The 14,533-nt window shown below is 46.6% G+C and carries 10 protein-coding genes; 7 read left to right on the top strand and 3 right to left on the bottom strand.

Annotated features, from left to right (window positions below):
• Nucleotides 1–212: 212 nt before the first annotated feature.
• Nucleotides 213–1,106, top strand: a complete 894-nt coding sequence (locus tag IEX62_RS17765) for a LysR family transcriptional regulator (RefSeq protein ID WP_188776895.1) — start codon at nt 213–215, stop codon at nt 1,104–1,106.
• Nucleotides 1,107–1,480: 374 nt separating this feature from the next.
• Complete coding sequence (locus IEX62_RS17770) at nt 1,481–2,887, top strand: NAD-dependent malic enzyme (RefSeq protein ID WP_229685905.1); 1,407 nt, start codon at nt 1,481–1,483, stop codon at nt 2,885–2,887.
• A gap of 259 nt (nt 2,888–3,146) precedes the next feature.
• Here the strand turns inward: IEX62_RS17770 and IEX62_RS17775 are convergent, their stop codons facing one another.
• The 3 genes from IEX62_RS17775 to IEX62_RS17785 form a co-directional block, all read right to left on the bottom strand.
• Nucleotides 3,147–4,349, bottom strand: a complete 1,203-nt coding sequence (locus tag IEX62_RS17775; protein WP_188776896.1) for a stalk domain-containing protein — start codon at nt 4,347–4,349, stop codon at nt 3,147–3,149.
• A 101-nt stretch (nt 4,350–4,450) separates the two neighbouring features.
• Nucleotides 4,451–5,644, bottom strand: coding sequence for a stalk domain-containing protein (locus tag IEX62_RS17780; protein WP_188776897.1), 1,194 nt, complete (start codon nt 5,642–5,644; stop codon nt 4,451–4,453).
• A gap of 73 nt (nt 5,645–5,717) precedes the next feature.
• On the bottom strand, nt 5,718–6,911 hold the full coding sequence (locus tag IEX62_RS17785; protein ID WP_188776898.1) for a stalk domain-containing protein: 1,194 nt from the start codon (nt 6,909–6,911) through the stop codon (nt 5,718–5,720).
• 291 nt (nt 6,912–7,202) lie between these two features.
• Between IEX62_RS17785 and IEX62_RS17790 the strand changes: the two genes are divergently transcribed.
• From IEX62_RS17790 to IEX62_RS17810, 5 genes are all read left to right on the top strand, one after another.
• Nucleotides 7,203–8,162 (top strand): helix-turn-helix transcriptional regulator, encoded by a 960-nt coding sequence (locus IEX62_RS17790; protein ID WP_188777187.1) that lies wholly within the window; start codon nt 7,203–7,205, stop codon nt 8,160–8,162.
• Between the two features lie 466 nt (nt 8,163–8,628).
• Nucleotides 8,629–10,134 carry an alpha-glucosidase/alpha-galactosidase gene (locus tag IEX62_RS17795; RefSeq protein ID WP_188776899.1) on the top strand — a complete coding sequence of 502 codons (1,506 nt, stop codon included), beginning with the start codon at nt 8,629–8,631 and terminating at the stop codon, nt 10,132–10,134.
• Nucleotides 10,135–10,690: 556 nt separating this feature from the next.
• The gene (locus IEX62_RS17800) at nt 10,691–11,686 is read left to right on the top strand and encodes a Gfo/Idh/MocA family protein (RefSeq protein ID WP_188776900.1); all 996 of its coding nucleotides are present in this window, start codon (nt 10,691–10,693) and stop codon (nt 11,684–11,686) included.
• Nucleotides 11,687–12,295: 609 nt separating this feature from the next.
• A complete protein-coding gene (locus IEX62_RS17805) occupies nt 12,296–12,529 on the top strand; it encodes a hypothetical protein (RefSeq protein ID WP_188776901.1) in 234 nt (77 codons plus the stop codon).
• Nucleotides 12,530–12,760: 231 nt separating this feature from the next.
• On the top strand, nt 12,761–14,476 hold the full coding sequence (locus IEX62_RS17810; protein ID WP_188776902.1) for an ABC transporter ATP-binding protein: 1,716 nt from the start codon (nt 12,761–12,763) through the stop codon (nt 14,474–14,476).
• The last annotated feature ends 57 nt before the right edge of the window (nt 14,477–14,533 follow it).

A 14,533-nucleotide genomic window follows, 5' to 3' on the forward strand; every position in this document is an offset into this window, starting at 1 on the left:
ATATAGATACAAGAATATTGAATGTTTGTAATGGAATACATGAGAGAATGTAATGCAAATGAACCATCATGAGAATGAGCAATGATAAGAGTGAGCGATTAGAAGTGAGATATAGAAATACAGTGTTAATTAGAAAAGTAGAATATGCGATTGGAGCTGTGAGGCAAAGGCTGTACGGCAAGATTGAAAGCATACTGAGGAGAGTGCAACGGTTGAGTATTCATAAATATGAGGTACTGCTCAAAGTGGTCGAGCTGGGCAGCCTAACACGAGCGGCAGAGGAGCTTGGATTCACTCAGTCCGGGGTCAGCCATATTATTCATGGGCTGGAGCGTGAATTCGGCTTTCCCTTATTGTTGCGAGATCGCTCCGGTGTTCGCCTGACGACCAATGGAGAACGGGTGCTACCACCGATGCGCGAAACGGTGAACTGGAATGAGCAGCTCAAACAGGTAGTATCCTCGATTCACGGCTTAACATCCGGTGTGATTCGCATCGGTACATTTACAAGTGTGTCTGTACACTGGTTGCCAGGCATGATCAAGGATTTTCAGCGCGATTATCCGGGCATTAGCTTTCGACTTGTAGAGGGTGACTATGAGCAAATTGAGGATTGGCTGGCTGCTGGGGAGATCGATTGCGGATTTATGACATTGCCAGCTAGAGGGAGCTTTGAGATTGTACCGTTGCGACAGGATCGGATGCTGGTCATCGTGCCACCGGATCATCCGCTGCGGCAAGCTGCACACTTTCCATTAGAGCGTATTGCAGAGGAAGCCTTCATTATGCCACGCGAAGGCTCGGATTATGATGTGAGGCGTGTGCTGGAGCATACTGGCATCACGCCTGATGTACATTTTGTGCTGGGTGATGATTATGCGATTATTGCTATGGTCGAAAATGGGCTGGGCATTAGCATTTTACCGGAGCTCGTATTACAGGGGCGTGACCACAACGTCGGTATGCTGGAGTTGGAGCAGCCAGCTTTTCGTTCGCTGGGTCTGGCGGTACAGTCGATGTCCAAGGCTTCTCCAGCGACCCGGCGCTTTCTACAATATGTAGAGCACTGGGTACAGAGTACAAACAAAGAAAGCCGAAATGAATGAATCGTAATGGTTGAGGGGATGATGGTTACGAGCGAGCTGAGCTATGTTATAACGAACATAGCTCGGTCTATTTCGTGTAGCATGTATTTCAGTGTAGGCTCGCATGGGCACATATGAACAATGGGCTTGATAATGATATTACAGAACAATGTTACATAGTGGTGTTAGATTATCATATTCACGATAAACTCCATTTCCGACCGTTCGACTGCGTTTATTTGGTCATAAACTATGTTATAATGGAGTCCGACTTCCAATGTAAGCGTTATTTTAAAAAGGCATGTAACGATGACCTGCTGTTGGCATCAGGGTACATATTATCGGTTATGCAGGTGATCTGTTGATCAAAAACGTATTTTGCAGGAGGTATAACGATGGCTCTTGGAACAAGCATGATTATGCGTTTACAAATGGACAAAACACAGGTGAGCTTTGGTGAAGTGGCAGGTGCGATTGGTCAAAATGGCGGCGATGTGGTCGCTATTGACGTGATCCATGCCAGTCCAGAGAGCACAACACGCGACCTTACAATTAATTTACCGGAAAATGTACGCGAAAGCATGCTACAGGCAGTTGGAGCGCTGCCAGGAGTCAAGGTCGTCAACGTATCGGATCGGACGTTTCTAGCGCATCTGGGCGGTAAGATCGAGGTTCAACCGAAGTCTCCAGTCAAAAACCGGGAGGATCTGTCCCATGTGTATACACCGGGCGTAGCGAAGGTGTGCATGGCGATTCATGAGGATCGGCAAAAGGCATTTTCATTGACCGTTAAACGTAATATGGTAGCGGTCGTATCCGATGGTACAGCCGTGCTTGGACTGGGCGATATCGGCCCTGAAGCAGCGATGCCTGTTATGGAAGGTAAAGCGATGCTGTTCAAGCAATTTGGTGAAGTGGATGCTTTCCCGATCTGCCTTAATACGAAGGATACGGAAGAGATTATTCAGGCGGTAAAATGGATGGCGCCTGCCTTTGGCGGCATCAACCTGGAGGATATTAGCTCACCACGCTGCTTTGAGATTGAGCGCCGCTTGAGTGAGGAGCTGGACATTCCGGTATTCCACGATGATCAGCACGGAACGGCTGTTGTAGTGCTGGCAGGCTTGCTGAATGCACTGCGTATCGTTGGTAAAGAGCTGGAAACAGCAAAAATTGTCGTACTCGGTATCGGTGCTGCCGGTGCAGCTTGCGTGCGGATGCTGCTGTCAGCAGGCGCGAAGAACTTGATCGCTGTTGATAAAGAAGGCGCACTGGTGCGCGATGAGGAATATGCACACGAGATGTGGAACTGGATTGCAGCGAATAGTAATCCGCATCAGGAACGTGGTAGCCTGAGCGAAGTGATTCGCGATGCAGACGTATTCGTGGGCGTATCTCGTCCAGGTCTGCTGACCGTCGAGCATCTGCATACGATGGCAGATGACCGTATCGTATTTGCGATGGCCAATCCTGATCCTGAGATCGATCCTGAGCTGGCAGAGCCGCATGTACGCGTACTGGCAACCGGACGCAGCGATTATCCGAACCAGATTAACAATGTACTGTGCTTCCCTGGTATTTTCCGCGGTGCACTGGATTGCCGCGCATCAACGATCAATGAGGAAATGAAGGTCGCTGCTGCACGCGCGATTGCATCGGTCGTTAAGGAAGATGAGCTGAATGAGCTATACATCATTCCGGGTGTGTTTAACGAGCAGGTCGTACAGGAAGTAAGAAAAGGCGTCATCGAAGCTGCGATTAAGACAGGCGTAGCCCGTCGTACACCGCCAGAGTTCCGTTAATCGCGTTTTCTATTTAGTGCAGGCTGGCGCAGATAAATATGGATCACAAGTAGTGATCATAGAGGATAAAAGAAATAGCCGCTATCTGTTGTTATACAGCAGGTAGCGGCTATTGTTCTGGGTAGAGTACAGCGAGTCCAGCCAATAAGGAGGAGTCGCGATGTGATGACGTTAACTGAATAGAGCACTGGATCGCTCCTGTAGAGCATCACTATAACGCAAGCTATATGTTTCTAAAACGAAACAAGATTGGTTACGATTACTTACTGTTGAGCTTGCTCAGATCATACGTTACGATGCGCGATTTGGTACTGGCAGGTGAGTGAAAGGTGAAATATAATGTATTCCCGACTCGCTTATTAAATTCTAGCTTATCGTGTTCAATAAATCCGCTCGTATCATTTAACACCCATTCAACATCCTTTTGATCCGAAGCAGGCAATACTTCTTTGTATACGATGATACTGCGTTCATTGTGACGATTAACAAGATACAGTCTGTAATCTACATTACTACGCATGAGTAGCATATCATCGTCCATCGCTTCAATACTGTATCGTTGATTAGCCCCCATATTGCCTACTTTGATCAGGTCGATCGTCTCCAGTATATTGCCACTACCGTCTTCAATCACACGTAGCTTTTTACCATCATTGAGAAGAATATTTCCGTTATAGGAGTCGATCAGACTAAGACTGCCCCAGTATAAAACATCATATGTCTGGCAAATCATTTTGTTGTTTTTAAACAGGAGCTGATAGGTCTCGTTGTTGTTATGCGGTTCACCGTAAGAATTGTCAATTGTTAGCAGTAATAGACCTTTTGGCGTAGTTTTTGCTTTAACAGATACCCAGTCCAGATCGTCTTTATTTTGAAGCGATGCCATTTTGACAGGTTGATTTTTACCATCCCACGATAATAAGCTACCCGTATCTTTTTGCACTCCATAGGTTATACCATCGTGGATTGTATAGCTCACATTATAATGTGGTAAATCCTTGGCCGTAACGGTTTTTGTTTTGGCATTGTAGCCCGTATATTTTCCACCAAGCGCCTCTACAGCAAATTGAAATGGAACATACACGGCAGGATCTTTGCTTTCTTTTTGTTTAGCAAAATAAGCAGGCTTTGCCATTTTAGCCGTCTTGCCATTAACAATAGCCATGTTACTTCCATCGCGTACTGCTAATTTTCTCAGCCAGCCGTTAAATCCAGCTCGTTTCCCTGTAGCATCAAAGCTGGCTTGAAGATTATAACTGCCCGTAATATCGTCCAGTTGAACGTACAATATACCATTGCGTTTATACACATCGCCTTGCAATGGAGACAAGTTTGTGTCTTGTCCGCGGTTAATTTCGTAATGGTAGTCGCTTTTGGATGCTGCCTGAGCCTGCTGTGCGACAAGCGTTGAGAGCAGCAGGATTGTAAATAACAGAAGGAAAGTCCATCTTTTTTTGTTCATATGCTGTACCATTCTTTCTTGGAGATGAGTATGATAGTATATTCGATTCGATGTATTGATCGTATAGTGATGTACTAATGGTATAGTAATGGTGCGTTTTCTTATTGGTTAATTAGCTTGCTCAAGTCATACGTCACAGTACGTTTACCTGAATCGACTAGCGGATTATACGTGAAATATAGTATGTTCCCAACACGCTTTTCGTAGGTTAGTCCGTCGCCGCTACCCATCGGGCCACCACCAGAATCGATGTCAACGTTTTGCTGTTCTGCGGTGGTTAGAACCTGCTTGTAGATGACAACACTTCGACCGCTACTTCGATCAACGACAGCCAGCTGATAGTCATGACTGTTACGGATGAGTAGCATATCACCGTCCATCGCTTCTACGCTATATTGCTGATCCGCGCCTTTATTACCTAGCTTGATCAGATCGAGCGTCTCCGCGACATTGCCTGTGCCATCCTCAATCAAGCGTAGCTTTTTGCCGTCATTCATTAGAATTTGACCATTGTACGTATCAATCAGATCGGATCTCCCCCAACCGTAATCAGCATGATTCTGACGAATGAGCTTACCCTGCTTGAATAGTAGCTGATACGTCTCACTATTAATATGTGGCTCGCCATAGGAATTACTTATACTGAACAGCACCAGTCCTTTGGGTGTCGAACGAATTTTAAAATCTACCCAATCCAGATCTCCTTGAAGCGAGGCGATTTTAACAGGCTTGCCTTTGCCATCCCAGGAAAATACATTACCGCCGCCTTTTTCAATCGCATAGGTCATGCCATCGTAGGAGGTAGAGACAACATCGTATTTTTTTAGATTTTTTGCTGTGACTACTTTCGTTTTGGCATTGTAACCGACGTACGTACCGCCCAGTGCTTCGACAGCGAATTTGAATGGAACATAGACGCCAGGTTCTTTACTATCCTTCTCTTTTTTAAAATAAGCAGACTGGCTCATCGTTACGATTTTGCCGTCGACTACTGCTGTTTTGCTGCCATCGCGTACGCCTATTTTCTTCAACCAGCCATTGAAGCCAGCGCGCTTGCCCGTAGCATCAAAGTTAGCTTCCAGTCCATAATTATTGGCAAGATAGTTGAGCTGTACATACAATGTGCCATTGCGCATATAGGCAGAATCTTGATATACACTTGAATACTGATCTGTTTTTGTAATGATCTTGAATTGGTAGCTGCTACCTGCTGCTTGAGCGTGCTGTGCCGCTAGCGGTGAAAATAACAATGCGGCAGAGAGTAGAAGAGCTGTGCAAGATTTCTTGTTCATCATAGAATCAGATCCTTTCTTGTAAAATAGTATCGGATTGACTGAAATCGAGTAGTTACTTTAGCTATTTAGCTAGTTACTTTAGTTGGTTAAGATCATATGTGACGGTTCGTGGCGGATCGCCATTTGGTGAAGCAAAGGTAAAATAAAGCGTGTGACCTACGCGTTTTTTGAATGTCAAACGATCCGCACTCATAAATTGAAGGGCATCGGGAAGCGACTCTTCGACGACTTTCTGTTCGTTTGCAGATAACACTTGCTTGTACAATAGAGCACTATGCCCAGTATGAATATTCGCTATACTAAGCTCAAAATCGTTTGCATTACGGAGCAGCAGCATATCGTCATCCATCGCTTCGATACTATATTGCTGATCTACACCTTTGTTACCAAGCTTGGTCAGATCGATCGTTTGTACGACATCGCCACTACCATCCTCAATGAAACGTAGGATGTGACTATCGTTCATCATGATCTTGCCTTTATACCTGTCCATAAGATCGGTATTGCCTGGACTATAGTCTGCATGGTTTTGACGAATGAGCGCTCCATTTTTGTAAAGGAACTGATACACCTCACTATTGAGATGGGGCTCACCGTAGGAGTTTCCGATCGTGATCAGTAATAATCCGCCTGGTGTCGTCTCCACATCGATGCCAGCTGCATCTAGATTGTGATTTAAAGAGAAAATCTGGACAGGCTTGCTCTTGCCATCCCATTTGTATACAGCACCGTCGTTTTTATCAGCGCCGTACATCATGCCATGATGGGTAGTATAAATAAAATGAGGTTCCTGCAAATTTTTAGCTGTTACTGCTTTTGTTTGGGCATTGTAGCCTGTATATGTACCACCTAAGGCTTCGATTGCAAATTGAAATGGAACATAGACGCCAGGCTGCTTGCTATCTTTTTCTTTTTTAAAATATGCTGGTTTGGGCATCATTACGACTTTACCGTCGACGATTGCTTTTTTACTGCCATCACGTACCCCTATTTTCTTTAACCAGCCATTGAAGCCAGCGCGCTTGCCCGTAGAGTCGAAGCTAGCTTGAATCCAGTAGCGGTCTGCTAGAGAATTGAGCTGTACATATAGCGTGCCATTTTTCATATACACACTGTCTTGTTGAACATACGTTGATGGTTGACCTGCTACATGAATCTCGTAATGATAATCGCTTGTAGGAGCGGCATAGGCTCCAGGTATGGCAAGCGGTGAGACGAATAGCGCTGATGCTAACAGGAGTGAAGCGCAGGATTTTTTATATACCAATACACTCGACCTCTTTTCTACAATTCTTATGAATATATCTATATTTCTAGTACAGCCTGCTTTATTATGGACGAAAGAATATTTAAAAAGTTGCAAAATATGGAAGAATGAAGGGAGGACACTATCATGAATATCCGACGAACAGAGCCAGCTGATATTCATGCACGGCTGGAAGCACAAGCACCTGGTGAGCCCTCTGCAAGCCAGCGTTCCATCCCTTCCCTATACAATTCACAAGCCAATAGACAGCATTATTCTAATACGTTAAAAACAGAAGCAGAACCGTCCTCCATCATCTCCAGCGTATACGGAAGCCAGCTAGCAGATAGCGGCTATCGTCCGCAATTTTACGCGTATTATTATAAGCAGTGGCAACATTATGAAATGGACTATCATCAGCATCACTCGACAGAGATTATGTATATGATTGCTGGCACCTGCCGAATCGAGCTATTACCAGCGGATGGTGAGTTAAAGGCGCAGGATACTACACAACCCGAGGTAGTAGAGCTACAGCGTGGTCAATTCATCGTGATTGATGCGGATGTGCCGCATCGATTGATCGTAGGCGAGCAGCCCTGCCGAATGCTAAATCTGGAATTTGGATTGCGGCTGCAAGCTATACAGCCGTCTTCACAATCGTCATCGGACACGACCATCTTGCAACAGCTCGTTCGTCAGGAGGAGGAGCTTGCGACGTGGATCAGTCAGCCACAGCGGCACAGCGTATTATCGGATCCTGAAGAGGTCTATTACACGCTCAAAGCGCTTGTACTGGAGCTGGATCAGCGCAGTATGACCTCCATGCTTAGCGAGCTACTCTTTGCGCAGCTGCTTGTACGTATTGCCAGACTATGGCGTGAGCATGAGCAAAGCCGTCTATCGCAAGGCGAGCGCTATGTGCGTCAAAGCATCGAATTCATGCGACAAAATTATGATCGTAGCATCCGAATGGAACAGATTGCCGCCGCTGTTAACGTGCATCCAGGCTATCTGCATCGCGTATTCCGCAAGCACACCGGTACAACACCGACCGATTATTTGAATACGCTTCGTATGGAGAAGGCTACGATGCTACTCGGTAGCACCGATATTCCGATTGCCGAAATTGCCGATTATGTGGGCGTATCGAGTCGGCAATATTTTCACCTGCTGTTCAAAAAGCATACGGGACAGACACCTGCGGATTACCGCACCCATATGGAGCGCACGAGATGGAATACGGTGTCGCAGGAGCAACCGGAAGTATAGTCGTTATATAGCTAGTCCTGCTCTCAGATCCAGATATGTAGGCTGTATGACATAGAGCATGGAGTAAGCATAGTTGGAGGCTTGTGAATATATTAAATCTATACCGACAAAGCACCGAGCAGGCATGACGCATGCAGTGGTGCTTTTTTGTTGCTTGTGGCTGCTCATTATAAAATTTACTGGATCACTTTAAATCAAGGTTAGGATTTTGGACAGCTATGCTAGCAACTGGTGATGATATTGATAACGCTTTACTTTTGATCGGGATTACAATAAAAGCAATCCAGTGCTAGCTGCATATGCTGGATAGCAAGCGATATCCGCTCCATTCAGTATATTGAAACATGTTGCTGCCCAGCGATTCACACAGCATTGTCTCGATGAACGAAAAGGGATCAGTACAGCATAGGGTTGAGCATATTACACGCTGGATCAAAATGATAACCAATGATGGAGGGGACACAAGATGTCATTTAAAGTAGCTTTTGTTGGTGCAGGAAGTATCGGTTTTACACGCGGTCTTTTACGCGATCTACTGGCTGTGCCCGAATTTGCTCATATTGAAATCGCATTTACAGATATTGCTCCGCACAATCTCGATATGGTCACCCAGCTATGTCAGCGCGATATTGTGGAAAATGGGCTAGACATCACAATTCAATCAACCACAGATCGCCGCGAAGCGCTGCGGAATGCGAAATATGTCATCTGTACATTTCGCGTAGGAGGTCTGGAGGCATTTGCAACAGATATCGATATTCCGCTCAAGTACGGTGTTGATCAGTGTGTCGGCGATACGTTATCTGCGGGTGGAATTATGTACGGTCAGCGCGGTATTGCTGAGATACTGAATGTATGCCGCGATATTCGTGAGGTGGCTGCACCGGATGTACTGCTGCTCAACTATTCGAATCCGATGGCGATGCTCACCTGGGCTTGTAATACCTATGGAGGCGTGCGTACGATAGGGCTCTGTCATGGCGTGCAGCATGGTCATCATCAGATTGCCGAGGTATATGGTCTGGATAAAAAGGATGTCGATATCATCTGTGCAGGCATCAACCATCAGACCTGGTATATCAAGGCTTCTCACGAAGGTCGCGATCTCACAGCAGGATTGCTGGAAGCCTTTGAACAGCATCCTGAATACAGTCGTACTGAGAAGGTACGTATCGATATGCTGCGTCGTTTTGGTTATTACAGCACAGAATCGAATGGTCATCTGAGTGAATATGTACCGTGGTATCGTAAGCGTCCAGAGGAAATTGTCGATTGGATCGATATGAACAGCTGGATCAACGGTGAAACGGGGGGTTATCTGCGTGTATGCACGGAGGGACGGAACTGGTTTGAGACGGATTTCCCGAACTGGATGAAGGAGGAGCCGAAGCGCTTTGTCGCAGAAGAGCGCAGTGAGGAGCATGGCTCGTATATTATTGAAGCATTGGAGACGGGACGCGTCTATCGTGGACATTTTAATACGATCAATCGCGGTATTATTAGCAATCTGCCTGACGATGCCGTCATCGAAGCGCCAGGCTATGTGGATCGTAACGGCATCTCGATGCCTCATGTGGGTGCATTACCGCTCGGCCCAGCAGCAGTCTGCAATGTGAGCATCTCCGTTCAGCGTCTGGCTGTAGAAGCGGCGGTGCATGGAGACGACCAGCTACTGCGTCAGGCCTTTATGATGGACCCACTCGTGGGCGCGGTATGCAATCCACCGGAAATCTGGCAAATGGTGGACGAGATGCTGGTAGCTGGCGAAGCATGGCTGCCACAATATACCGATGCGATTGCAGCAGCCAAACAGCGTCTACAGGAAGGCCCATTGCTGCCTACTCGTCAATATACAGGTAATACACGTCTACAGGTCAAAACCGTTGAGGAAATGCAGCAGGATCGCGAAGCGGCTAGCCGTAATGCAGGTGAGGCAGATAAAGGGAAAGAACGTGAGAAGATTCAGCATTAAAATGTAAGAAAAGTCAGCACTAATGGATAGAGTCGGGATGAGAATCAGATGAAGTATCGTAGGGAAGAAGATATGTTCAAGAAGCCCCAAATGACAGCGCTTGTTGAACGCATGTCTGAAGACGATTCATCGGGATTATATGTACAGCCTTTCGAGGGGACATTATTTTTTTCAGTGATAACGGATGTTCACCGCGAATAATTGATTTCATTGAAGCCAGCAAGATGGGTAAAGGTGTAACAGTAACAGCTTCTATACAGGCGCATCGATCGCTCTATGGTGAGCGGAGGATGCGCCTATTCATGATGTAGCGCAAATATATGATATAACCGATCAGAATAATGCTATACACCTGCGGCTAGAATCGTTACGCTTGATAAGAAGGTAGAATGGTGAAATAGATAGAGTAGTGGCAATTCTAGAGCAGATCGGTCAGATTGAGGTATAATGATGGGATACAGCTCGGCTTCATTCAGCTGTAAGCGCTCTACCCTGATGTTAGATTTGTTCTCGATTCAGCCCGTACAAGATGAATTTCGACAGGAGGTTATGCAATATGTCTCAACCGAATGAACGCAAGCTAAACTGGGGTGTGGTCGGAACCGGCGGCATCTCTAACAAATTTATCGCGGATTTACCTTTTACGAGTAATGGTGTTGCTTATGCAGCCAGCTCTCGTAGTATGGAAAGTGCGGAAGCTTTTGTACAAAAGTACAATATGACCCGCGCGTATGATGATTACGACAAAATGCTGGAAGACCCGGAGCTAGACGCTGTCTATGTGGGAACTCCGCATCCGTTACATAAAGAAAATGTGCTCAAAGCGCTGCATGCAGGTAAGCATGTACTATGCGAAAAGCCATTTACGATTAATGCCGGTGAACTGGAAGAAATGATCGCCCTTGCTCGTGAAAAGAAGCTGTTCCTGATGGAAGGCATGTGGACACGCTTCCTGCCGCCACTGCGCAAAGTACGCGAATGGATTCGTGATGGACGAATCGGCGAGGTGCTGCTCACTAAGGCAGAGTTTGGCTTCCGCATGCCATGGGAACCGGAGCATCGCCTGCTAAATCCTGAACTGGGCGGCGGTGCATTACTCGATACCGGTATCTATCCGGTATCGTTCGCATCGATGATCTTCGGCGCACAGCCCGAAAAAATTGTTAGCACTGCCCATATGGGAGAAACGGGCGTAGACGAGCAATTCTCGATCATCCTTGGCTATTCCGGTGGACGCACAGCCACATTAAACGGCTCGATCCGTCTCCTCCTACCGAATGAAGCGTATATTCACGGCACCGAGGGCTATATTCATATCCCACAATTCCTGTTCAGCCGTGAAGCTTCGCTATATGTAGAAGGCGAAGAAGTCGAAACATTCACCGACGACCGTGAATGCGAGGGCTATGCCTTCGAAGCCGAAGAAGCTGGTCGCCTTATTCTCGAAGGCAAGCTCGAAAGCGACATTATGCCACTTGATGAATCGCTGGCGATCATGCGTATCCTTGATGAGGTTCGCGCTCAGTGGGGCTTCAAATATTCGTGGGAATAATTATAGAACCATACCAAGCAGCCTGCCATCAGCAGGCTGTATTTTTTTAGACATAAAAATGCACGCCACAACAATATGCAGGTGAGAAATATAAACGACCTCATGCGCAAAAAAAGTCGGGATTCGCACCGAGCGAAGGCAAGGAAATAAGGGAAAAGGACGCCTTATAGTGTTAGCGATTTTCTAACACAGGGTTCAATGAAAAGTGATTTTTGCGAAGCAAAATATCTTACCGCTTTGGAGGGGCAGGAATCTACATTCCTTCCTAATCCAAAAGATTCCCGCGGCTCCACCCGAGTCCGTTCCCTTATTCCTTGCCTGAGCGGTTGCAGCATCCCAGACCATTCTCTACCCTTCTCCATATTTTCACTACAAAAAAATCCAAAAGAATATGTACATTTTTTGATACACCCTCTCTAAATCGGTTGATATACATAGTAGACTCTGTATGGCTTAACATTGCTCTAACCTAAATTTACAAACTCAGGCATTTCATCATGGCATCTCCAGCGAGCATATAATAGACATCGCCTAGCTTGCCAGAAGGTGCCAGAGCAATCATTCCATTCAGTAGACGACAATCGATTATTCAGAGTGAGGTGTATCAACATGACATTAGTGAACAATAACATGTACAAATGGATTAGCTGGCTGCTCGTAATGGCGGCAATTGCGGTGTACGTTCTGTTTCAGACGAGAGGAGCGGTACTGTCAGGCATGGCGCTATTGATGGCTGGGATTGTGATCGGACTGTTGACGCTGCCACGCCCACAGCGTATTTCTTTTACGATGTTTTATGTAGTGGCCGTGCCGGTCATTTATTTTATTCGTGCATTTATGTAAGCGATCCACAAATAATGGGAATTTTTTAATTGATAATCGTTCTCATTTTAAAATAAAGATGCTATACTATTCCCGTACAGAAGCGGCGCTGAATAAACAGTCCATGCTATAATCGACTGTTCATTCAGCGCTGCTGTGTGTCTGAGCCTGATTACCGAGTCGGCTCAAGCAGCTTAACCGCTCGTATTCAAGCTGGAGTAATACAGCGGTAGAAGAGGGGGAATCATACATATGCTACGTCGTTTTTTTGCTTATTACAGGCCGTATAGAGGACTGTTTATACTGGATTTTGGCTGCGCAGTCGTGGCGGCATTACTGGAGCTGGCTTTTCCGATTGCCGTACAGCGAGTGATCGATGATCTGCTGCCTGGTGGAGACTGGTCGCTTATTTTGTGGGCGTGTGCAGGTTTGTTCGGTATCTTTTTAGTGAGCTCGATTTTGCAATATATTGTGACCTACTGGGGGCATAAGCTGGGGATTAATATTGAGACGGACATGCGTAAGAAGCTGTTTGATCATATTCAGCGTTTGCCATTTCGCTTTTTCGATAATGCCAAGACCGGTCATCTCGTCTCGCGTATGACGAGTGATCTGATGGATATCGGGGAGATTGCGCATCACGGCCCAGAGGATCTGTTTATTGCGATTATGACGCTAATCGGTGCGTTTATTTTGATGGCAAATCTGAATCTGGAGCTGGCGATTCTCACGTTTATCGTCATTCCGTTTATGATCTATCTGTCGATCTTTTTCGGTAGTAAAATGTCGCGTGCCTTTAACAAGCTATTCGGCGACATCGCTAACTTTAACGCTCGTGTAGAGAACAATGTGAGCGGTATGCGTGTCGTGCAGGCTTTTGCTAATGAGGAGCATGAGATTGCTCAGTTCGCTACAGATAACGGAAGCTTCCGTCGTACGAAGCTGCTCGCCTATCGGATTATGGCGTGGAACTCGTCGATCAGCTACATTTTGATCAAGTTTGTATCCTTATTCTCGCTCGTATGTGGAACATGGTTTGTGCTGGAGCGTGGGATGACATATGGTGACTTTATCGCGTTTGTATTGCTGTCGAATGTATTCCTGACACCGATCAAGCAATTGAACGCGGTCATTGAGACGTATCCAAAAGGAATTGCTGGCTTCCGCCGCTATGAAGAGCTGCTTAATACGGATACTGAGATTCATGATCTGCCGGGTGCTGTGCCTGCTCCTCCGCTCAAGGGAGCGATTCGCTATCGTGGCGTGACCTTCGGCTATGAAGGTAAGGAGCCTATTTTAAACAATATTCATCTGGATATTATCGCAGGTGAAACGGTCGCACTGGTCGGGCCATCCGGTGCGGGGAAAACGACGTTATGCAGTCTGTTGCCACGCTTTTATGATATTCAGAGCGGAGAGATTAGCATCGATGGCATGGATGTGCGGCAGATGACCTTATCCTCACTACGGACGCAGATTGGGATCGTACAGCAGGATGTGTTCCTGTTTGACGGCACGATTCGGGAAAATATCTCATATGGTAAGCTGAATGCGACCGAGGAGGAGGTCTGGCAGGCAGCACGCCGAGCGCAGCTGGAGACGTTGATCCAATCGTATCCAGAAGGGCTGGATACGATCATCGGTGAGCGTGGTGTGAAGCTGTCGGGTGGACAGAAGCAGCGTCTGTCGATTGCACGTATGTTTCTCAAAAATCCGCCGATCCTTATTCTGGATGAAGCAACCTCAGCGCTCGATACAGAAACCGAAGCAGCGATCCAGCAGTCGCTGAACGAGCTGGCTGTCGGGCGCACCACGCTAATCATCGCGCATCGTCTGGCTACGATTAAGAACGCTGACCGCATTATCGTCGTGACACCGGAAGGCATTGCGGAGCAAGGCGCGCACGATGAGCTGATCAGCGCAGGCGGCGCATATGCACGATTACATGCGGCACAGTTTGGAGCTTGAGCTGGAGGGATAGCATTACAGAATAGATCATCTAAATAGCCTTGCTAATTCGATTGG

Origin of the sequence: Paenibacillus hunanensis (genome assembly GCF_014645615.1) — a bacterium.
In the GTDB taxonomy this organism is placed as follows: domain Bacteria; phylum Bacillota; class Bacilli; order Paenibacillales; family Paenibacillaceae; genus Saccharibacillus; species Saccharibacillus hunanensis.

Excerpts from the sequence above, each read along its gene's own strand:
- IEX62_RS17770 (WP_229685905.1), top strand. The coding sequence starts at position 1,481 with ATGGCTCTTGGAACAAGCATGATTATGCGTTTACAAATGGACAAAACA.
- IEX62_RS17775 (WP_188776896.1), bottom strand. The coding sequence starts at position 4,349 with ATGAACAAAAAAAGATGGACTTTCCTTCTGTTATTTACAATCCTGCTG.
- IEX62_RS17780 (WP_188776897.1), bottom strand. The coding sequence starts at position 5,644 with ATGATGAACAAGAAATCTTGCACAGCTCTTCTACTCTCTGCCGCATTG.
- IEX62_RS17795 (WP_188776899.1), top strand. The coding sequence starts at position 8,629 with ATGTCATTTAAAGTAGCTTTTGTTGGTGCAGGAAGTATCGGTTTTACA.
- IEX62_RS17800 (WP_188776900.1), top strand. The coding sequence starts at position 10,691 with ATGTCTCAACCGAATGAACGCAAGCTAAACTGGGGTGTGGTCGGAACC.
- IEX62_RS17805 (WP_188776901.1), top strand. The coding sequence starts at position 12,296 with ATGACATTAGTGAACAATAACATGTACAAATGGATTAGCTGGCTGCTC.
- IEX62_RS17810 (WP_188776902.1), top strand. The coding sequence starts at position 12,761 with ATGCTACGTCGTTTTTTTGCTTATTACAGGCCGTATAGAGGACTGTTT.